Consider the following 20,230-nt stretch of genomic DNA (forward strand, 5'->3'; position numbering starts at 1 on the left):
TGCCGGGAGTCGAAGGTGGCGGGCGGGTCTGTGCGAGAGCGTGAGGGCGGCGAATCGGAGAAGCGGCGCCAGATTCTCGAAGGCGCGCGCCGGGTGTTCACCGCCGCCGGCTTCGACGGCGCGAGCATGGGCGAGATCGCCAAGGCAGCGGGCGTGTCCAAGGGGACACTCTACGTCTACTTCGACAGCAAGGACGCCCTGTTCGAGGCGTTGACCATCGCCAAGAAGCGGCAGCTCGCCGAGGCGCTCATCGCCCTCGATCCCGAAAGCTCCGATCCGCGGGGCGTGCTCACCCAGCTGGGGCACATCTACCTGACGGAGATGAGCCGGCCCGAGCATGTCAGCCTCGTGCGCATGGTGATCGGTGCGTGCGAGAAGTTCCCCCATCTCGGCCGGGCCTACTACGAGGCCGGGCCGGCGCTGGGGGTGGAGCGGCTCTCGCGCTATCTCGATGCCCAGGTCCAGGCCGGGCGCCTGAATTGCGCCGACACCGAGCTGGCGGCCAAGCATTTCCTGCACCTGTGCCAAGCCGGGCTTCTGACCCGGCTGCTGTTCAGCGCGGGTGGCGTGGCGGACGAGGAGGAACTCCGCTACCGCGTGAGCGAGGCGGTGCGCGTCTTCCTGGCAGGGTACGGTGTTGAATAGGCGCCGAGACTGCCGTCGTCAGCAACAAGACGCCGCTCAGTGGGTCCGGCGAGTCTGACAGGTGCCGGGCGATCGAGCGCCTGCGCACGTCACCCCGGGCCACGTCCCCCGTCGGGGAACATGGCCTCGGCGGAGGAGATCAGGCCGACGTGGTCTGGGCGCTGATCCAGCGGGACAGATCACCCTTCGGGGCGGCGCCCACCTTCTGATCGACACGCTCGCCGTTCTTGAACAGGAGCAGCGTCGGGATCGAGCGGATGCCGTACTGGGAGGCGATCCCCGGATTCTCGTCCACGTTGACCTTGGCGATCTTCACCTTGCCCTGAAGGTCGGTGGCGATCTCTTCCAGGGCCGGGCCGATCTGCCGGCAGGGGCCGCACCACTCGGCCCAGAAATCCACGACAACCGGCTCGGCGGACTTGAGGACGTCCTGCTCGAAGCTCGCGTCGGTTACTTTCACCGTCGCCATCGCATCACCTTTCGGAAGTCGCCGCCGGAAGGAAACGCCGGGCGGCCGCGGGCGGGCTCCGGCCCGCGCGGTCGAGCAGACTTGGCGACGGCCGACCCCACGGTCAAGGAGGCGGCGATGCGTTGCATGACGGCAGGCCCAGCAATTCACGCCCGAATCGATCGCACGCGAGCTATCCGGCGATGCCGGCCTTGCCCAGGGCGGCCTCCACCGTCGCCGCGTCGAGCACCCGGATGACCGGCCCCGACGTCCAGACCAGCATGGGCACGATCCGTCGCCCTGGGTAGATCCGCGAGAGCAGGCGCGCGTACAGGGCGATCTGGCTGGATTCGGCCTCCGGCAGGGGAGCCTCGTCCGCCGGGGGGCGGCCGGTCTTGAAGTCGGCCAGGGTCACGGTGTCCCCGGTGACGGCGAGGCGGTCGACCCGGCCGGTCACCGGGCGTTCGACCCCGCCGACGACGACCCGGCCGGAGAGGTTGACCTCGGCCAGCGCCTCCTCGGTGAAGAGGGGCGCCAGGGCCGGGTCCTCGATCAGCCGCATCACGGCCCCGAGGATTCCCCTCAGCGCCGGCTCGCCGAGGCCGGGGGCGCGGGAGTGCAGATAGGCGAGCCCGGCCTTCCGGCGGGCGGCGGCCTCGACCCGCGGCAGGTGCTGCAACAGGGCGTGGACCAGGAGGCCCCGGCGGCGGGCGGTCGCGTCGGCGTGGCGGGGCGGCGGCAGGCGCGTCCCGTCGGCGGCGTCGAGCATCCCCGACGGGTGCAGGGGCGCCAGGGCCGACGCCTCCGGGGCGACGGGCCGGCGCAGCCACGCCGGCTCGGTGGGACGGGCGAGTTCCGCGCGGGGCGCGGGCGCCTCCCGGCCGGCCACCAGCCCGTCGCGCCAGAGGGTCGCCGGGCCGTAGGACATCTCCACCGCCTCGCCCGCGCCGAGGCCGGTCTCCAGGCCGGTGCGGATCATCCGGCACCACGCGGCCTCGGTCTCCCGGATCTTCCCCCGGAACGGCGCGACGATCAGCCGGTCGGCGGCGCGGGTCATGGCGACGTAGAGCAGGCGGTTGTGCTCCTGCCGCGCCCGTGTGCCGAGGGCGGCCCGGACCTGCCCCGTCGCCGCGCAATCCTGAGACTTGCTCGCCCAGACGGGGGGGAGCGCCGCGCTGCGACCGCCCATCGGAAGAAGCGGCGGCTCGCTGCCCCCCATCGCCTCGCAGCCGTCGAGGATCACCACGACCGGTGCCTCCAGGCCCTTCGACCCGTGGACCGTCATCACGCGGACCTCGTCGCGGCCGGAATCGAGGTCGCGCTTCACCGTGTGGCCGGCCTCCGCGCCGAGGTAGCGGGCCAGGAACCCGCCGAGGGAGGGGGCGTCCTCGCCGCCCTCGGCCTGGGCGGCGGCGGCGTGGAACACGTCGATGGCGTCCCCCGCCTCGCCGCCGAGCCGGGCGACGAGGCGGGCCCTGCCGCCCATCGGCCCGAGGAGGCGGGCGTAGAACCCGAACGGGCCGAGGGCCCCCGCCAGCGCGATCCAGGTGGCGAGGGCGTCCACGGCCTTCGCGGCGGCGGGGTCGCCCTCCGCCGCGTGGCGGCCGAGCGCGTCCTGCAGGGTCTCGGCCTCGTCGCGGCCGGCGGCGAGGCGCACGAGGTCCTCGTCGGTCAGGCCGAGGAGGGGCGTCTTCAGGGCGGTGGCCAGGGTCAGGTCGTCGGCCGGCAGCAATCCCGCCCGGCCGATGGCCACGAGGTCGGCCACGGCGATGTGGGCGGAAACCTCCAGCCGGTCCTGCCCGGCGACGGGGACGCCGAGGCCCTTCAGGGCACGGATCACCTCCTCGAAGGCGGGCCCGCGCTTGCGCACGAGGATGAGGATGTCGCCCGGCCGCCAGATGCGGCCGGTGGCGTCGCCCTCATGGGTCCATGTCCGCACCGCCACCGCCACCCGCCGGGCGACGCGCAGGGCCGGGGCGCCGGGATCGGGCGTGTCCACGGGGGCGGTCCAGGCGCTAACCTCGTCCACCGCCTCGGGCTCGGCGATGTCCCACATCTCGACGGAGCCCGCCGCGTTCGGCCGGGCGCTGGCATGGACCGTCGCCCGCGCCGCGTCCTCGGAGAGGCCGTCGTTATGCGCCTCGATGGCGAAGACCGCATCGACCGCCCGGAGCACCGTCGTGGTGGAGCGGAAGGAGAGGGTAAGCGGCACGTCCGCGAAGGCGATGCCCGCCGCCCGCGATTCGCCGATCCAGGTGGCGCGCGTCACCGCGAATTCCCGCGGGTCGGCGCCCTGGAACCCGTAGATCGACTGCTTCGGGTCACCCACCGCGAAACGGGTGCGGTGGGCATCGCGGGCGCCGGCCCCGGCGGCAAATTCCTGGGTGAGCGTGCGCAGGATCGCCCATTGCTCGGGGTTCGTGTCCTGCGCCTCGTCCACGAGGACGTGGTCGATGCCGCGGTCGAGCTTGTAGAGCACCCAGCCGGCGCCGACCCGGGAGAGCAGGTCGAGGGCCCGGCGGATCAGGTCATCGAAGTCCAGGGCGCCCAGCCGGGCCTTCTGCGCCTCGACGCGGCGGTGGATCTCCCCCGCCAGGGTGAACAGCGCCTCCGTCCTGGCATGGGCCCGGGCGGCCCGGAGCCGGTCGAACAGGGGGACGATCCGGTCGCGCTCCTCGATCAGCGCCAGCTTCACCGGCTCGGGGACGGACTTGGTGCCGAGGCTCGAAACGGCCTTGGGCTCGTCCTTCTGCGTGAAGAACACCGCCTTGTAGGCGTCGAGGGCCTCGCTCCGGTCGGGCTGGCCGCGGGACGCCTCCCGCGCCAGGGAGGCCTCGGCCAGGGCCTCGGCGAGTTTTCCGTCGTTGGCCTTGCCGGTCTGGAGGGCTGAGGCCAAGGCCGTCAGGTCGTCCAGGCCCCCATCGAGGATCGCGGAAACGATCCCCTCGACGGTCTCTCCGGCGGTCAGCCCGAGTTCCCCGCGCAGGCGGGCGAAGGCGCCGTCGAGCCCGTCCCCGTGGACCATCAGGGCGTGGGCGCGCACCGCCGCCCGCACGGCCTCGTGCAGGGCGTCGCCCGTCGCCTCGGCGGTGACCCGGGCCAGGGCGTCGCCCATCGCGGTCTCGCCCGCCTGGGTCGCGTCGGCGAGGACGTTGGCCGTCTCCAGGGCGAACATCTCCCGGGCCTGCGCCTCGTCCAGCACCACGAAGCGGGCGGGGACATTCGCCTCGAACGGGAACATGTGGAGCAGGCGCTCGCACAGGGCGTGCAGGGTCTCGATCTTCAGGCCGCCCGGCGTCTCGACGGCCCGGGCGAACAGGCGCCGGGCCATCCGCAGGCGGTCCCGGTTCGGCTGCTCGCCCGTCAGCTCCGTCAGCTCCCCGGCGAGGGCGGCATCGTCGAGCGTCACCCAGCGGCCGAGGCGCTGGAACACCCGGATCGCCATGTTCGCGGCGGCGGCCTTGGTGAAAGTGAGGCACAGGATCCGGCCGGGGGGCGAGCCGTCGAGGAGCAGCCGCACGACCCGATCGGTGAGGACCTTGGTCTTGCCCGCGCCGGCATTGGCGGACACCCAGGCGGAGGCCCGGGGATCGGCCGCCCGCCGCTGGTTCTCCCGGGTCAGGGGATCGACGACGATGGTCCGGGCCGTATCGGGCGGGGTCTGTCCCGGTATCGAGTCCAAGGCGTGACTCCGTTGGGTCCTCGCGGAGGACACCTTGTACACGAGGTGTTGGCCGGTTGCGCCATCTCGGTGCCGCACCGGGATTGCCGCGGCGCCCGCGGGGCCGCATGGAGGACGTCAAGCATTCCGCCGCGACACACGCTCGACCCGCCGGTGACGATGACGAACCCCGCCGAGGCCCGCCCGCCGATCCGCTTCCGCGGCCGCTCCTTCATGGCGACCGTGCTGGCCCCCGTGCCCCCGGTCGCCGACTGGCTCGCCGACCTCGACGCCCTGTGCCGCCGGGCGCCGGCCTTCTTCGCGGGCCGGCCGACCATCCTCGACCTCACCGGCCTCTCCCTGACGCGGGAGGACCTCGACGGGCTGATCGCCGAGCTGACCGCCCGGACGATCCCCCTCCACGGCATCGAGGGGGCGCCGCCGGGCATGCTCGGCCCCGGCCTGCCGCCGCCTCTCTCGGCGGGGCGCCCCGCCGGGGAGGTCGCCATGCCCGACGCCGCCGAGCCGGAGCCGTCCTCCCGCACCGCGCCGTCTCGCTCGTTGATCCTCGACAGCCCGGTGCGCTCGGGCCAGACGATCCTCCACCTCGAAGGCGACGTGACGGTGCTCGGCGCCGTGGCCTCCGGCTCGGAGGTGATCGCCGGGGGCTCGATCCACGTCTACGGCGCCCTGCGCGGCCGGGCGGTGGCGGGGGCCTCCGGCAACCCCGCGGCCCGGATCTGGTGCCGCCGCTTCGAGCCGGAGCTCGTGGCGATCGACGGCCTTTACCGGGCCGCCGACGACCTCGACCCGTCCTTCCAGGGCCAGCCGGTGGAGGTGCGCCTCGTGGAGGATTCCCTGCGGCTGACGCTGTTCGACCAGATGCGCTGAGCCGGCCGAACAAACCCGTCATCGCGAGCGCGGCGAAGCAAACCAGGGACGCGGGCCGTCCCCGAATGTGGCGGATCCTTCTGGATCGCCTCGCCGCGCTCGCGATGACGGCGGTGATCGGGACAAGGGTCAGGACCCCTACGGCGCCCGCAGCACCAGCAGCGCCGCGAGCGCGACCACCGCCACCCCGAGCACCAGCGACAGGCCGCGCCAGAACAGCAGCGGGTCGCGCTCGATCAGGGGTACGCCCCGGGTCTCCGTCAGGGCCGGGTTCGGGTGGCGCAGGTCGTGGACGAACTCGGACAGGACCTCGTACCGCCGCTGCGGATCGGGATGCGTCGCCCGGCGGAGCGCCCCGTCGATCCAGGCGGGTAGGAGCGGCCGGGCGTGCCGCGCCGAGACGTAGCGCAGCCGACGCTGACGCCGGGCGGTGCGGGCCCGGGCGGCGTCCCCGCCGTAGGGGAGGCGGCCCGTGAGCATCTGGTAGGCGAGGATGCCGAGGGCGAAGATGTCCGCGCCCGGCGAGGGCGGATGGCCGAGCAGGCATTCCGGCGCCGTGTACTGGACGGCGCCCTGGGGAAGGGCGTCGTCGGTGTACCCGCCGTCCTCGACGAGCCCGGCGACGCGGGTCGCCCCGAAATCGATGATCTGCACCGTGCCGGCGGAATCGATCAGCACGTTCTCCGGCCTGAGGTCACCGTGGACCATTTCCCGGCGGTGGAAGGCCTGAAGCCCCCGGGCGATCTGCTCCACGAGGCCGCGCACCGCCTCCAGGTCCGGCTCGCGGTGGTCGGCCATCCACTGGGCGAGCGTCCGGCCCTCGACGTAGCGCATCACCGTGTAGAGGTGGCTGCGCGGCCCATCGCGCGTGTGCGCCTTCAGGACGTGGGGGCTGTCGAGGCGCCTCGCGATCCATTCCTCCATCGCGAAGTGGCGCAGGTAGTCTCGGTCCCCGCGCAGCTCGACGCCCGGCACCTTGAGGGCGACGCGGGCGCCGCTCTCCAGGTCGGTGGCAAGGTAGACGTGGCCCCGTCCGCCCGCATGCAGGCGCCGCAGGATGTCGTAGCCGTCGAAGCGGGTCGGCGGGTCGAGGAGGGGGGCGGGGGGCAGGTCGCCGACCTCGCCGACGATCTCGCCGGGCTCGCCCTCCGGCAGGCCGTCCACCCGGACGATGAGTGCCGTGAGATTGTCCTCGCTGCCCAATTCGTAGGCGGCATCCACGATCCGCCGAGCCGCCCCCTGGAGGTCGTCGCCCGCCCCGGCGATCGCCAGGGCGATGTCCCGGGGGGGCAGGTGCTCGTGGACCCCGTCGCTGGTGAGGACGAACACGTCCCCCACCTGCACCGGCACCACGGCGCAGTCGATCTCCACCTGGGCGCCGGCCCCGAGTGCCCGACCCAGGTAGGTCTCCTGCGCGGAGATCACGACCCGGTGGTCCTCGGTGATCTGCTCCAGGGTGCGGCCGACGACCCGGCAGATGCGGGTGTCGCCCGCGTGGAAGACGTGGGCGGTGCGGGAGCGGAGGACGAGGGCCGAGAAGGTGGTCACGCAGCCCCGGTCGGGATCGCCGGGCCCCGCCGCCCGGCGGGTCTGCGCATGGAGCCACGAATTGGTGGCGGCCAGGACGCGCTTGGCGGCGTGGCGCACGCTCCACGTGTCCGGCGTCGCGTAATAGTCCGAGAGGAAGCTCTTGACGGCGGTCTCGCTCGCCATCGCCCCCAACGCGCTGCTGCTGATCCCGTCCGCGACCGCCGCCGCGATGCCCTTGAGCCGCAGGGCGGCGCCTTCGGGGACGAGGGCGCCGTGGAAATCCTGGTTCGCGTCCTTGCGGCCGCGCTCGCTGTGCTGGCCGATCGTGACCGTCAACGTCCGCGCCATCGCCAGCCCGTGGTGCGGTGCCCCGGAGCGGGTCCGGGGCACCGATGCGTGGGGACCCTCAGGCGGCGAAGCGGCGGACGCCCTCGGCCGAGGCCGGCATCGGCCGCTTCGGGGCGGTGCGGACATGGGTCGAGTAGAGGGTCAGCCCGGTGAAGGCGAGGCCGCCGACGAGGTTGCCTAGCACGGTCGGGATCTCGTTCCAGATGAAGTAGTCCATGATGGAGAACTTCGCGCCGAGCATCAGCCCCGACGGGAACAGGAACATGTTCACCACCGAATGCTCGAAGGTCATGAAGAAGAACAGCATAATCGGCATCCACATGGCGATCACCTTGCCGCTCACGTGGGTCGAGATCATCGCGCCGACGACGCCGGTGGAGACCATCCAGTTGCAGAGCATGCCGCGCAGGAACAGCGTCATCCAGCCGCCCAGGCCGTGGGCGGCGTAGCCGAGCGTGCGCTTCTCGCCGATGTTGGAGATGAACTCGGCGGTCTTATCGGGCGGGCTGGTGAAGCCGTAGGTGAACACGCAGGCCATCATGAAGGCCACGGTGAGCGCGCCGAGGAAGTTGCCGACGAAGACGAGGCCCCAGTTGCGCAGCACGCCGCCGATGGTGACGCCGGGGCGCTTGTCGATGAGCGCCAGCGGCGCGAGCACGAACACGCCGGTCAGCAGGTCGAAACCCAGCAGGTAGAGCATGCAGAAGCCGACCGGGAACAAGGCCGCGCCGACGATCGGCTGGCCGGTCTGCTGGGTGATGGTGACCGCGAAGACGGCGGCGAGGGCCAGGATCGCGCCGGCCATGTAGGCGCGGATGATCGTGTCGCGGGTCGACATGAAGACCTTCGCTTCACCGGCATCGACCATTTTTACGGCGAATTCCGCGGGGGCCAAATAAGCCATCGTGTCTCCTGTAGGGTTCGATGCGTGCGACGGCGCTTCGGGGCCCCGTCGACGGTGACGGACGTCCGAGCGACGGCCGGACCGGCCGTCTCCTGCCGTGATCGCCAGGTGCCGGACCAAGCAAGGCAAGAGCCACGCCCCGCGCGATGCGTGCGGCGCGGCGGGGAATACGTGTCGTCGCCGTGCCACACTCCGTGGTGCCGGGCCGGCCTTTCGCGGTTCCTGACCATGCGATCCAAGGATCCCGGCAAAATTTGCCGACCGGATCAGATCCTTAACCCTTCGGTAACCATACCCGCCGTCAATGGACTGGTAAGGACTGTTAACAGGCGGTCATGAGCGCAGCTTCACCAGAGCCGATCTTCCGAGAGCCCGCCGCCTCCGAGCCGCGGGTGACCCTCCGGCCGCTGAGCTTCCGCGGCCGCATCTTCAAGGCCCTGGCGCTCACGCCGGAGCCCCCCGTCGGAGACTGGCTCGCCGGTCTCGACGTGGCCCTCAAGCGGTCGCCGACCCTTCTGAAGGGCCGGGCCCTGATCCTCGACGTGGCGGAGCTGAAGCCGTCCCTGGACGACCTGCAGGGCCTGCTCGACGAACTGCGCTGCCGCGACATCCGCGTCCTCGGCATCGAGGGTACGGAGGAAGCGGGCGAGGGGCTTCCCCCGATCCTGATCCAGGGGCGCCCCGGCGCCGGGATCGAGATCCCGGTGGTCCCCGCCGACCCGGAGCCCCAGATCGTCACCTCGATCACCGTCGAGGGGTCGATCCGGTCCGGTCAGAGCATCGTCAACCCGACCGGCGACGTGACCGTCATGGGCCACGTCTCCTCCGGGGCCGAGGTCCTGGCGGGCGGTTCCATCCACGTTTACGGCGCCCTGCGGGGCCGCGCCATCGCCGGCGCTGCCCGCAACCCACGCGCCCGCATCTACTGCCGCAAGTTCGAGCCCGAGCTGCTGGGGATCGACCGCCTCGTGCGGACTGCGGAGGACATGGGATCGGCCCTGCGCGGCAAGGCCGCCCAGGTCTGGCTCGATGGCGGCACCATGAAACTAGCTAAGCTGGATTAAGGGAGAGCGACGCGTGGCAAAGGTTCTCGTCGTCACATCGGGCAAGGGCGGCGTCGGCAAGACGACGACGACCGCGGCCCTGGGAGCGGCCCTCGCGCAGGGCGGGCAGAGCGTGTGCGTCGTCGACTTCGACGTCGGGCTGCGCAACCTCGACCTCGTCATGGGGGCCGAGCGCCGGGTGGTCTACGACCTCATCAACGTCGTCAACGGCGACGCGAAGCTGCCGCAGGCCCTCATCAAGGACAAGCGCCTCGACGGTCTGCACCTGCTCCCGGCCTCGCAGACACGGGACAAGGACGCGCTCACCGACGAGGGCGTGGCCCGGGTGATGGACGAACTGCGCGCGAAGTTCGATTGGGTGGTCTGCGACTCGCCGGCCGGCATCGAGCGCGGCGCCCAGCTCGCCATGCACCACGCCGACGTCGCCATCGTCGTCACGAACCCCGAGGTCTCCTCGGTGCGCGACAGCGACCGGATCATCGGCCTGCTCGACTCCAAGACCGCCAAGGCCGAGCGCGGCGAGGAGATGGAGAAGCACCTGATCCTCACCCGCTACGACCCGATGCGGGCCGACCGAGGCGACATGCTGAAGACCGAGGACGTGCTCGAGATCCTCTCGATCCCGCTGCTCGCGATCATCCCGGAAAGCCAGGAAGTGCTCCGCGCCTCCAACGTCGGCTGCCCGGTGACCCTGAACAACCCCCTCTGCGCCCCCGCCCGCGCCTACGCCGACGCGGCCAAGCGGCTCAAGGGCGAGGACGTGCCGATGGTGCTCCCCACCGAGCGCAAGTCCTTCCTCGACAAGCTCTTCATGCGGAGGGCGGCATGAGCATCCTCGGGATCTTCCAGAAGCGCAACTCCAGCGCCGTCGCGCGGGATCGCCTCCAGCTGATCCTCGCCCACGAGCGCGCCGAATCCGGACGCCCGGACCTCGTGATCCAGCTCCGCGAGGAGATCCTGGCGGTGATCGCCAACCATGTCGCGGTCGAACCCGACAAGGTGAAGGTCACCCTGGAGCGCGGCGCGGGCGTCTCGACCCTCGGCCTGGACATCGAGCTGCCGCTCGGCGTCTCGCACAAGCTCGACGCCAAGCTCGCGACCAAGCTCGCCCAGGTCGCCGCCAAGGGCGGCACCAAGAAGGCCGCCTGACGACACGATCCTCCCCCCCGCGGGGGAGAAGACCCACTCCCGCCGACGCGAGCGGAGCGGAGCGATCCGGCGGCGCCACATCGAAGGATGTCGCGCCACGCCGGATCGCTTCGCTCCGTCATGCGTGCGGCGGGGGTGGTGTGAGCGCTCAGTCCCGGGCGATCAGCCGGAATGCCCCGGGCCGATCCGGCTGCGTCGTCACCACCGCCACCGGCAGGATCGGCGCGTCGCTCACCGTCTCGATGCGGAAGGCGGCGCAGAGCCGGGCGAGCGCCAGCACCGCCTCGCTCAGGGCGAACTGCGCGCCGATGCAGACCCTCGGACCAGCCCCGAACGGCAGGTAGCTGAACCGGGCCGGCGCCGGGCGGCCGGGCAGGAAGCGGCCGGGGTCGAACGCGTCCGGATCGTCCCACAGGCGGCGGTGCCGGTGCAGCACCCACGGGCTGACGATCAGGATGTCGTTCGCTTTGATCGCATGGCCAACCGCCTCGTCCGGGCCGAGGGCGCGGCGCACCACCACGAAGGCGGCGGGGTAGAGCCGCAGGGTCTCGTCGATCACCGCCCGCGTCAGAGCCAGGCGCCCGTCCGTCTGGCACCCGGTCGGGTCGGTGAGGTCGGCCGACCGCGCCTCCGCGGCGACCCGTTCCTGAACTTCCGGGAACAGGGCCAGCAGGTAGCACGCCCAGAACAGCGTCCCCGCCGTGGTCTCGTGCCCCGCGAGGATCATGGTGGCGACCTGGTCGCGCAGCTCCTCGGGGGTGAAGGGAGCCCCGGTTTCCGGGCTTCGGGCCGCCGCGAGGAGGTCGAGCAGGTCGCCCCTGCCGCCCGCCGGCTCCTTGATGCGCGCCGCGATCACCGAATCGAGGAAAGGGATCCAGCGCCGCCGGAATCGGGCGCGGGACCGGTCGAGGGGGGCGGGCCAGCCCGGCGGCATCAGCACGTCGAGGACGTGCGGACGGCCGATCCGGGCGCTGTACCCATTGATGAAGGCGCGCAGCTCCGGCCCCTGCCGGTCCATGCCCACCGAGAACATCGTGCGCCCGGCGATGTCGAGCGCCAGGGCGTGGAACGTCGAGAACAGGTCCACCGGCCCCGCAGCCGCCCGCGGGCGCAGGGCCGCGATCCCGTCCGCCACCGCCCGGTCGATGTGCGGGACGAGCCCGTCGATGGCCCGGGGCGTGAAGGCGGGTGCCAGCGTCCGGCGCTGGTGGCGCCACGCGGAGCCTTCGCTGATCAGCAGCCCGTCGCCGAGGATCGGGCGCAGGATCCGGGTCGTCCCCACCGTGCGGGCATAGTTGCCCTGGTTCTCCACGAGGACGCGGCGGATGGCGTCCGGATCGCTGAGGATGTAGCTCGACCGGCCCATCAGGCCCCGGCGGGTCACCAGCTCCTCGAAGGCCGCCTTCGGGAAGCCGAGGAGGCCGTTGTCGCGGATCGAGCGGAGGTAGGCCAGCAGCGACAGGTCGCGCTCGGGCGGGTCCCGGCGGGGCGGCACCATCCGCGGCGGGCGGGGGCCGGCGTCGCGGCGCGGCGGGGCAAGGTCCGTCTGCATCGAATCCATCGCGGGCGGGGTGGTGCCGGACGACCGGCCCGAAGGAGAGGCGCCCATCCTATTCCGCCGCGTTCCGCACCGGCTGCCGGGCCGGCTCGACGCTGAGGGAGGAGGGGAACAGGGCGGCGTCCGCATCGGACGAGACGCAGGCCAGCAGGCTCGCCTCGGGCAGGATCTCGGCGACCACCCTTATCAGCGTGGCGGCCCCCCCTTCGAGGTGGTCGGCGGCCCGGTCGATCACCAGGATCTCCGGCCGCCGGAGCAGGGCCCGCGTCAGGCCGAGGCGCACGCGCACCCGCTCCGGCAAGAGCAGGCCGCGGTTGCCGACCTGCCGTTCCAGCCCCCGGCGGCGGATCTGGGTCTCGAGGTCGAATTCCCGGCACACCGCGAGCACCTCCCGCTGGATGATCTCCTCGCTGTGCATCCGCGCCACGTCGATCCGGCCGAACAGGACGTTGTCCAGCACGCTCGCCCGCGGGTTGATGCGGACGGGGTCGTAGGTCTCCACGTCGCAGCCGTCCTCCCCGTGCATCGCGTCCTGCACGATGCCCCGGGCGCCGACGATGCGGGCCCGGAGCGTCTGGTCGAGCAGGCCGAAGCGCATGCGCGGTTCGACATAGGCCAGCGCCAGCGCCAGGAAGGCCTCGCTGTCCTTCTCGGCCAGGCGCCCGCTGGCGTTGAGGCGGGTGAGCCGCGCCTCGTAGTCGGGCACCATCTCCGGCGTGATCAGCGAGAAGCGCCGGAAGAGCGGATGGCCGGGCGGCACGTCCTTGAAGATCTCGCTGAGGTTGCGGGCGATCTCGACTCCCATCCGGTCGAGGTCGTCGAGGAGCCGCACCCGCGCCAGCGCCGCCCGGAACGGCGCCGTCGCGGCCAGGCGCAGGGGCTCGGTGAGGGCCGGATCGCGCGGAACGCCGAAAAGAAGGTTCTCCCCGAGCGTCGCCTGATCGTTGTAGGCGCCGCGGGAGAAGGGGATGACGAGGCCGGCCAGCCCCTGCCGCTCGAAGTGCAGGCGCAGATGCTCGCGGGCGGCGATGACCCGCCGCCCCACCGGGGAATCGTGGCTCACCGAGCTCAGCTGGTTCAGCCCGTAACGGTAGAGGTCGTCGCCGAGGCCGAGGTGCGTGAGCAGTTCGACCATATGCCGGTCGAGGCCGTCCGCATCCGCCACGCCGAGGGCGTCGTAGTCGATCCACGGGTCGTTGATGCTGTCCAGGGGGTTGCCGGTCTGGAGGGCCTCGCGGATGCGCTGCTTGGTGAAGTCGAGCCGCCGGCTGGCGAGGGGGCGGACCCGCAGGCCGTAGAGCAGGTTGTCGCGGATCGAGCCGGGGAACAGCACGGGCGTGATCCCCGCGAAGGCGACCCGCGCCGAGAAGACGGTGCGCGGCAGGGTGGCGAGGTCGTAGGGGCCGACGCGCACGGTCCCACCCCGGGGGGCCTGCAGGCCGGCGAGCACGTGGGCGAATTCCTGGGCGATGGGGCCCGGCGGGACCAGGGCGAGCCGCGCGGGCAGGGGCGCGTCGATGTTGGCGACGTCCACCGGCAGGCCGCCGCGGGGATCGCGCAGGGTGAGGGCGTCGGTGGTGAGGGGCGAGCCGAGGCGCAGGGTGGGGCCGTCGTCGTCCTGGAAGGGCGTCAGGCGGCTCGGCCCGAAATGCGCGGCCACGGTCTCGTACTTCACCTCCACGTCGAGGCGCTGCTGGTCCCAGTCGATCAGCTCCTTCAGGGGAGGGGGCAGGTCCCGGTAGGCGGCGAGCACGGCCACGAGCTGGCCGATGTCGAGTTCACCCTTCAGGGCGAAGACTCCGCCGATGGCGTAGAACAGGAACGGCGTGACCTGCGCGATCAGGTTGTTCAGGTACTTCACCGCGAACTTGCGGCGGTAGATGCGCAGGCGCAGGTCGTAGAGCGTGTACAGCCGCCCGCCGACCTCGGCGCGCTCCCAGCGGCCGGTGTTGTTGAGCACCACCGCGGGCAGGCCGTCCAGCACCTCGGCCACCCGCCCGGCGAAGGCGCGGGAGGAGATCTGCCGCTTCCGGCTGAGGATGATGATCTGCCGCCTGAGCCGCGGGATCACGGTCATCTGCACGGCGACCATGGCCGCGGCGGCGAGGCCGAGCCAGACGTTCTGCATCAGGATGAAGATCAGCGCCGTCAGCGCCTGCGTCCCGAGCTGGGCCGGCACCACGATGGCGTCGCCGATGAAGGAGCCGATGGGCTCCACCTCGTCGCGGATGATCGTGGCGGTCTCGGAGGACTTCACCTCGCCCTGCGCTTCGGGGGAGAAGCGCAGCATTAGGGCGAAGAGCTGGAACCGCAGCCGCCGCAGCATCCGCTCCCCGAGGATGCCCTTCTGCAGGTTGATCCAGAACTTGAAGGCCCCGTTCACCACCACGAGGGCGAGGAACAGGAGCGAGAGGCCCAGGAGCAGGTTCAGCCGGTCGAGCTGGAAGCCGTCGAACAGGTCCGTCCGGCCGCCGCCGAGGAACGCGGGCCAGTCGAACTTGATCTCGAGGAACGGGGCCGTCGCCTCGCCGTGGGAGAAGGCGCGCCCGGTGATCGCATCGTTCACGATGCGCTTGGGCAGGTCGAGGGAGGCGAAATAGAACGGCAGCGATGCCAGCACGAAGGCGCAGATCGTGATCTGATCCCGCTTCGAATGGCGCCAGATATAATCGAACAGCCGCGGTTCGAGGTCGCGCATGACATCCTTCTGGCGGTGGACGGCACGGCGCCGGTACGCCGTCCGCAATCCCCGCCTCATCTATAGCGCAACGCGCAACGGTCGCGTGCCCCCCGGTCGCGATGGCACGCTGACCACCGCGGTTTTGCCGCGTGGGCTTGCCGTGGGCGGTGTGTCTCTCTATTGCAGCGCAACCGCCACAAATCTGCCCATGGCCCGGAGCGGACGACAAGACCGTCGTCCGCCCAACCGGTTCAGCCAGGGCCACCAAGCGTGAACCCGGCCATGGACCTGCGCAACATCGCCATCATCGCCCACGTCGACCACGGGAAAACCACCCTGGTCGATAAACTGCTGCAGCAGTCCGGCACCTTCCGAGAGAACCAGCGCGTGGAGGAACGCGCGATGGATTCGAACGATCTCGAGAAGGAACGGGGCATCACCATCCTGGCCAAGGCGACCTCGGTCGTCTGGAAGGACACCCGCATCAACGTCGTGGACACCCCCGGCCACGCCGATTTCGGCGGCGAGGTGGAGCGCATCCTCTCGATGGTCGACGGCGTGATCGTGCTGGTCGACGCCGCCGAGGGCCCGATGCCGCAGACCAAGTTCGTGGTCGGCAAGGCCCTGAAGATCGGCCTTCGCCCCATCGTGGCCGTGAACAAGGTCGACCGGCCGGATGCCCGCATCAACGAGGTCGTGAACGAGGTGTTCGACCTCTTCGCCGCCCTCGACGCCACCGACGAGCAGCTCGACTTCCCGATCCTGTACGGCTCCGGCCGCAACGGCTGGATGGCGCTGGCGCCGGAGGCCGACCAGTCCGAGGGGCTGACCCCGCTATTCGACCTCGTGCTCAAGCACGTCCCCCCGGCCAAGACGGAGCCGGGCCCGTTCCGGATGCTCGGCACCCTGCTGGAGGCCAACCCGTTCCTCGGCCGCATCATCACCGGGCGAATCATCTCCGGCACCGCGAAGCCGAACCAGTCGATCAAGGTGCTGGACCGCACCGGCAAGGTCGTGGAGACCGGCCGCGTCTCGAAGATCCTGGCCTTCCGCGGCCTGGAGCGCGCCCCGATCGACGTGGGCGAGGCGGGGGACATCGTCTCCATCGCCGGCCTGATGAAGGGCACCGTGGCCGACACCTTCTGTGACCCCTCGGTCACGGATCCGATCCAGGCCCAGCCGATCGACCCGCCCACCGTCACCATGTCCTTCCTCGTGAACGATTCGCCGCTGGCCGGCACCGAGGGCGACAAGGTGACGAGCCGCATGATCCGCGACCGCCTGTTCAAGGAGGCCGAGGGCAACGTGACGCTGAAGATCGAGGAGGCCTCCGACAAGGATTCCTTCTACGTCTCCGGCCGCGGCGAGCTTCAGCTCTCCATCCTCATCGAGACCATGCGCCGCGAGGGCTTCGAGATCGCCGTCTCGCGTCCGCGGGTGGTGTTCGAGAAGGACGAGGCCGGCGAGCTTCTGGAGCCCGTCGAGGAGGTCGTGATCGACGTCGACGAGGAGCATTCCGGCGTCGTCGTGCAGAAGATGTCCGAGCGGAAGGCCGAGATGATCGAGATGCGGCCGTCCGGTGGCGACCGCCTGCGCCTCGTCTTCCACGCCCCGACCCGCGGCCTCATCGGCTACCAGGGCGAGCTGATGACCGACACCCGCGGCACGGCGATCATGAACCGGTTGTTCAAGGCCTACGAGCCCCACAAGGGCGAGATCCCCGGCCGCCGCAACGGCGTGCTCATCTCGAACGACAAGGGCGAGGCCGTGGCCTACGCCATGTGGAACCTGGAGGATCGCGGCCCGATGATGATCGAGCCCGGAGCCAAGGTGTATCAGGGCATGATCGTCGGCGAGCACAACCGCGAGAACGATCTCGAGGTGAACGTGCTCAAGGGCAAGAAGCTCACCAACATCCGCACCACGTCGAAGGACGAGGCCGTGCGTCTGACTCCGCCGATCCGCATGACGCTGGAGAAGTCGCTGGCCTGGATCCAGGACGACGAGCTGATGGAAGTCACGCCGAAGTCCATCCGCCTGCGCAAGACGGTCCTCGACCCGAACGACCGCAAGCGCGCCGAGCGGTCGAAGGAAAGCGCCTGAGGCATACGGGTCCCCGGGGGGAATGCCCCCCGGGGACCCGCCACCGCCCGGCGGTCAGCTGCCGCCGGGATCGGTCTCGCCGTTCTGGCTCTTCGTGCCCTCGCCCGGTTTGCCCTCGGTCTTCTCGTTGGGATCCTTCACCGCGTCGGGGGCGATGTTCTTCGGGCGGTCTTCGGGCTTTTCACGCTCGTCCATCGTCGTCCCCTCGCTCCGCACGGGAATGGCCGCCGGCCACCTTCGCGTCCTCCGCAGGACCCCGTGACGCCGTCTGGTCGGAATGGCCGCCCGACGAGCCGCCGATGGCCGGGGGTGACGCGCCCGCCACCCCGCCGCTCATGTCGCGCTTGCGGGCTTCCTCGTCCTTGCCCCCGCTCCCCATCCCGGTGATCGCGGCCTGTTCCGCCGTCTGATGGCCCCCGCCCGCCGGCTCGGAGCCCGCCGACCCGACCTTGTCGTCGGACTTGCGGGTGACCGTGCCGGACTCGTCCGTGGCCCGGCCCATCAGCGTCGGCCGTCGTCTTGGCCGACCGCGGCCGTCGCCCGGTCGATGGCCTCGGAGGTCGAGGAGTCTTCGGACTCGCCGCGCAGGTGGCGCAGGTTCTCGGGGGGCGTTTCGGCTTCGGTGGCGTCGGTGGCATCCTCGCCGGGCGTGCCCGACGCGATGCGGGCCGCCTCGGCATCGCCCGCCGGATCGCGCTTCAGATCGGTCTGAGTGTTCTGCGGCAGGCCCACATCGAGGGGCGAATCCTGGCCGAGGTCCTGACCGTTGCGGTCGGTATACGCATCGAAGTTCTTGAGCGACGGACGTCCTGTCTCGCCTGCCATGTCGTGCCTCCCGGTGATCCTAGATTCTCCGGGACAACGGGGCCGGCGGGTGATCGTTGCGGAGAAGGCGGCCCGACGCCCCGCGCCGGGCCGCGGGATCCCTAGCCGATGCCGTCGAACAGCGCGGAGGAGATGTACCGCTCGGCGAAGGAGCAGGCGATCGTGACGATGCGCTTGCCCTGGAACTCGGGACGCTTGGCCAGTTCGAGGGCGGCGGCCACGTTGCCGCCCGTGGAGATGCCGCCCGGGATGCCTTCGAGCCGCGCGAGCGCCCGCGCCGTCTCGAACGCGGTGTCGTTCGACACCTTCAGCACGCCGTCGAGGATGTCGGTATGCAGGTTCTCGGGGATGAAGCCCGCGCCGATGCCCTGGATCTTGTGGGGGCCGGGCTGGCCGCCCGAGATGACCGGCGAATCGACCGGCTCGACGGCGAACACCTTGAGGTTCGGCAGGCGGGGCTTCAGCACCTCGGCGACGCCGGTGATCGTGCCGCCGGTGCCGACGCCGGCCACGAAGGCATCGACATTGCCGCCGGTGTCGGCCCAGATCTCCTCGGCCGTGGTCCGGCGGTGGATGTCCGGGTTGGCCGGGTTCGAGAACTGCTGCGGCATCACCGCGCCGGGGATCTCGCGCAGCAACTCCTCGGCCTTGGCGATGGCGCCCTTCATCCCCTGCGGGCCGGGGGTGAGGGCCAGCTCGGCACCGAGGAAGGCGAGCATCTTGCGCCGCTCGATGGACATCGTCTCCGGCATGACGAGGATCAACCGGTAGCCGCGGGCCGCGGCCGTGAAGGCGAGGGCGATGCCGGTGTTGCCGGAGGTCGGCTCCACCAGGGTGCCGCCGGGCTGCAGCTTGCCGGAGGCTTCGAGGGCGTCGATCATGTTGACGCCGATGCGGTCCTTCACGCTCGCGATCGGGTTGAAGAATTCCAGCTTCAGGAGAATCTCGGCATCGACGCCGTGCTCCTTGGGCAGGCGGTTCAGCTTCACGAGCGGCGTGTTGCCGATGGTCTCGGTGATCGAGCCGTAGATGCGACCGTGGCCGACCTTGGCCGGCGCGGTGAGGGAATCGGCCATCGCGTGCTTCCTGTCTGCGTTCGTCCAGATGTCGGATCCGAAAACCCCGTGCCAAGGGGGAGGGGGCTTCCGGACCCGCGCCAGCGGCTGCGATAGCTTTTCGCCCGGGCCGGAGCAATCGCTGTAAGTGCCTTGTCCGCCAGTTCATTTTATTGTGGCGGTTCATTCCGGCGGTGCGCGGAAGTTTCTGTCATGGCAGGGTGGTGATTGTGGAAAATCCTTCTCGACCTCCGTTGAAGAGCGATACCGTGCGGAGCGAGGGGAGGGCGCCGACCCGCCGCAGCGGCCTCCTGATGCTGGCGGCGCTCGTCGCTGCGGCGCCGGCCCGCGCCGACCCCCTGCGGGTGACCCTCGCGACGGCGACGCCCGGCGGCGGCTTCCCGGATTTCGGCCGGGCCTTCTCCGAGGCGATCCGCATCGCGGACCCCGATCTGGACATCGTCCCCCGCGGCAGCGGCGGATCGGCGGAGAATGTCGGGCTGCTCCAGCGGAGCGAGGCCGACCTCGCCCTGGTGCAGGGGGCCTACGCCTACCCGGCCCTCGGCCGCCCGGGCGGCGTGACCGTGCTGGCGCCGATGTACGCGACCCCCGGCCTGTTCGTCCTGCGGGCCGAGAGTCCGGTGCGGACGGTGGGCGATCTCCGTGGGCGGGCGGTGGCCCTCGGCACGCGCGATTCGGGGCTGACCGTGTTGGGGCGGGCGGTGCTCTCCGCCTCCGGCCTCGATCCCGACCGGGACATCCGCCCGATCCTCCTCGACCATGCCGGCGATGGGCCGGCCATGGTGTCGGATGGCCGGGCCGCGGCCCTCTGGGGCGGAGGCCTCGGCTGGCCGGGCTTCCTGGCCGTGGCGCGCGCAGCGGGTGGCGCCCGCTTCCTCGGCCCGCCCGATCAGGCGATGTCGGCCCTGGTCGCGCAGGATCCGGCCCTCAGGCGGCTGACCGTGCCGGCCGGGAGCTTCCCGGGACAGGACCAGCCGATCGCGACTGTGGGGTCCTGGAGCCTGATCCTGGCGCGGCCGGGCTTTCCGCCGGAGGCCGCCTATCGGATCGTGCGGGCGCTCACGCGGGCGGGGTCTGCGCTCAGGTCCCGTCACGCCCAGGGCGGTGAAAGTGACCCGCGCCTCCTCGACGGCATCGTCGCACCGGACACGCTCAATGCCGGGACGGCGCGCTATCTCGCGGAGATGAAGGAAGGGCGCTGACCGGCCGGGCGCTGGCAGCGGCGGCGGGCGCCGCTACGCGGGGCGGAACGGCACGCCATCTCCCACGAAACGCGGGAGCTCTGGCCACGGTGCGGCGGACGGGGAAGGTCGATTGTCCGGCCGGACCCTCCGGCCGAGGGCAGGGG

At 71.4% G+C, this 20,230-nt stretch carries 17 protein-coding genes; 7 read left to right on the top strand and 10 right to left on the bottom strand.

All coding sequences use genetic code 11. The features are described 5' to 3' along the window. Positions 1 to 15 precede the first annotated feature (15 nt). Complete coding sequence (locus MKK53_RS18085) at positions 16 to 645, top strand: TetR/AcrR family transcriptional regulator (protein ID WP_243930102.1); 630 nt, start codon at positions 16 to 18, stop codon at positions 643 to 645. A gap of 139 nt (positions 646 to 784) precedes the next feature. Here the strand turns inward: MKK53_RS18085 and trxA are convergent, their stop codons facing one another. After that, positions 785 to 1,114, bottom strand: coding sequence for a thioredoxin (gene trxA, locus MKK53_RS18090; protein WP_243930103.1), 330 nt, complete (start codon positions 1,112 to 1,114; stop codon positions 785 to 787). A 172-nt stretch (positions 1,115 to 1,286) separates the two neighbouring features. Next, a complete protein-coding gene (gene addA, locus MKK53_RS18095) occupies positions 1,287 to 4,775 on the bottom strand; it encodes a double-strand break repair helicase AddA (RefSeq protein ID WP_243930104.1) in 3,489 nt (1,162 codons plus the stop codon). Between the two features lie 159 nt (positions 4,776 to 4,934). On the opposite strand from addA, the gene minC (MKK53_RS18100) reads away from it, so the two are divergent. Further along, positions 4,935 to 5,645, top strand: coding sequence for a septum site-determining protein MinC (gene minC, locus MKK53_RS18100; RefSeq protein ID WP_243930105.1), 711 nt, complete (start codon positions 4,935 to 4,937; stop codon positions 5,643 to 5,645). A gap of 138 nt (positions 5,646 to 5,783) precedes the next feature. Here minC (MKK53_RS18100) and MKK53_RS18105 read toward each other — a convergent pair whose 3' ends face one another. Next, positions 5,784 to 7,523, bottom strand: coding sequence for a bifunctional protein-serine/threonine kinase/phosphatase (locus MKK53_RS18105; RefSeq protein ID WP_243930129.1), 1,740 nt, complete (start codon positions 7,521 to 7,523; stop codon positions 5,784 to 5,786). 58 nt (positions 7,524 to 7,581) lie between these two features. Continuing rightward, positions 7,582 to 8,427 (bottom strand): formate/nitrite transporter family protein, encoded by an 846-nt coding sequence (locus MKK53_RS18110; RefSeq protein WP_243930106.1) that lies wholly within the window; start codon positions 8,425 to 8,427, stop codon positions 7,582 to 7,584. Positions 8,428 to 8,762: 335 nt separating this feature from the next. Here MKK53_RS18110 and minC (MKK53_RS18115) point away from each other — a divergent pair, with 335 nt between their 5' ends. Genes minC (MKK53_RS18115) through minE form a run of 3 tightly spaced genes read left to right on the top strand, consistent with a single transcriptional unit; the run spans position 8,763 to position 10,640 of the window. Continuing rightward, positions 8,763 to 9,491 carry a septum site-determining protein MinC gene (gene minC / locus MKK53_RS18115; RefSeq protein ID WP_279599128.1) on the top strand — a complete coding sequence of 243 codons (729 nt, stop codon included), beginning with the start codon at positions 8,763 to 8,765 and terminating at the stop codon, positions 9,489 to 9,491. Between the two features lie 13 nt (positions 9,492 to 9,504). Continuing rightward, positions 9,505 to 10,320, top strand: coding sequence for a septum site-determining protein MinD (gene minD / locus MKK53_RS18120; RefSeq protein WP_243930107.1), 816 nt, complete (start codon positions 9,505 to 9,507; stop codon positions 10,318 to 10,320). Then, positions 10,317 to 10,640, top strand: coding sequence for a cell division topological specificity factor MinE (gene minE, locus MKK53_RS18125; protein ID WP_243930108.1), 324 nt, complete (start codon positions 10,317 to 10,319; stop codon positions 10,638 to 10,640). The genes minD and minE overlap by 4 nt, the downstream gene beginning before the upstream one ends. A 148-nt stretch (positions 10,641 to 10,788) precedes the next feature. Here minE and MKK53_RS18130 read toward each other — a convergent pair whose 3' ends face one another. After that, the gene (locus MKK53_RS18130; RefSeq protein WP_409564359.1) at positions 10,789 to 12,192 is read right to left on the bottom strand and encodes a cytochrome P450; all 1,404 of its coding nucleotides are present in this window, start codon (positions 12,190 to 12,192) and stop codon (positions 10,789 to 10,791) included. Between the two features lie 58 nt (positions 12,193 to 12,250). Next, positions 12,251 to 14,896: an ABC transporter ATP-binding protein gene (locus MKK53_RS18135; RefSeq protein WP_243930109.1), complete on the bottom strand. Its 2,646-nt coding sequence runs from the start codon at positions 14,894 to 14,896 to the stop codon at positions 12,251 to 12,253. Positions 14,897 to 15,160: 264 nt separating this feature from the next. On the opposite strand from MKK53_RS18135, the gene typA reads away from it, so the two are divergent. Beyond that, entirely contained in the window at positions 15,161 to 16,981 is a 1,821-nt protein-coding gene (gene typA, locus MKK53_RS18140) for a translational GTPase TypA (RefSeq protein WP_243930110.1), read from the top strand. Between the two features lie 54 nt (positions 16,982 to 17,035). Here typA and MKK53_RS18145 read toward each other — a convergent pair whose 3' ends face one another. From MKK53_RS18145 to cysK, 4 genes are all read right to left on the bottom strand, one after another. Continuing rightward, the gene (locus tag MKK53_RS18145) at positions 17,036 to 17,176 is read right to left on the bottom strand and encodes a hypothetical protein (protein ID WP_243930111.1); all 141 of its coding nucleotides are present in this window, start codon (positions 17,174 to 17,176) and stop codon (positions 17,036 to 17,038) included. Further along, positions 17,163 to 17,483, bottom strand: a complete 321-nt coding sequence (locus tag MKK53_RS18150; protein ID WP_243930112.1) for a hypothetical protein — start codon at positions 17,481 to 17,483, stop codon at positions 17,163 to 17,165. Before MKK53_RS18150 ends, MKK53_RS18145 begins: the two co-directional genes overlap by 14 nt. Further along, on the bottom strand, positions 17,483 to 17,806 hold the full coding sequence (locus MKK53_RS18155) for a hypothetical protein (RefSeq protein WP_243930113.1): 324 nt from the start codon (positions 17,804 to 17,806) through the stop codon (positions 17,483 to 17,485). The genes MKK53_RS18150 and MKK53_RS18155 overlap by 1 nt, the downstream gene beginning before the upstream one ends. Positions 17,807 to 17,907: 101 nt before the next feature. Next, positions 17,908 to 18,882, bottom strand: a complete 975-nt coding sequence (gene cysK, locus MKK53_RS18160; RefSeq protein ID WP_243930114.1) for a cysteine synthase A — start codon at positions 18,880 to 18,882, stop codon at positions 17,908 to 17,910. Positions 18,883 to 19,115: 233 nt separating this feature from the next. Between cysK and MKK53_RS18165 the strand changes: the two genes are divergently transcribed. Beyond that, a complete protein-coding gene (locus MKK53_RS18165; protein ID WP_243930115.1) occupies positions 19,116 to 20,084 on the top strand; it encodes a TAXI family TRAP transporter solute-binding subunit in 969 nt (322 codons plus the stop codon). Positions 20,085 to 20,230 lie beyond the last annotated feature (146 nt).

Source organism: Methylobacterium sp. J-076 (genome assembly GCF_022829405.1).
Taxonomy (GTDB): Bacteria; Pseudomonadota; Alphaproteobacteria; order Rhizobiales; family Beijerinckiaceae; genus Methylobacterium.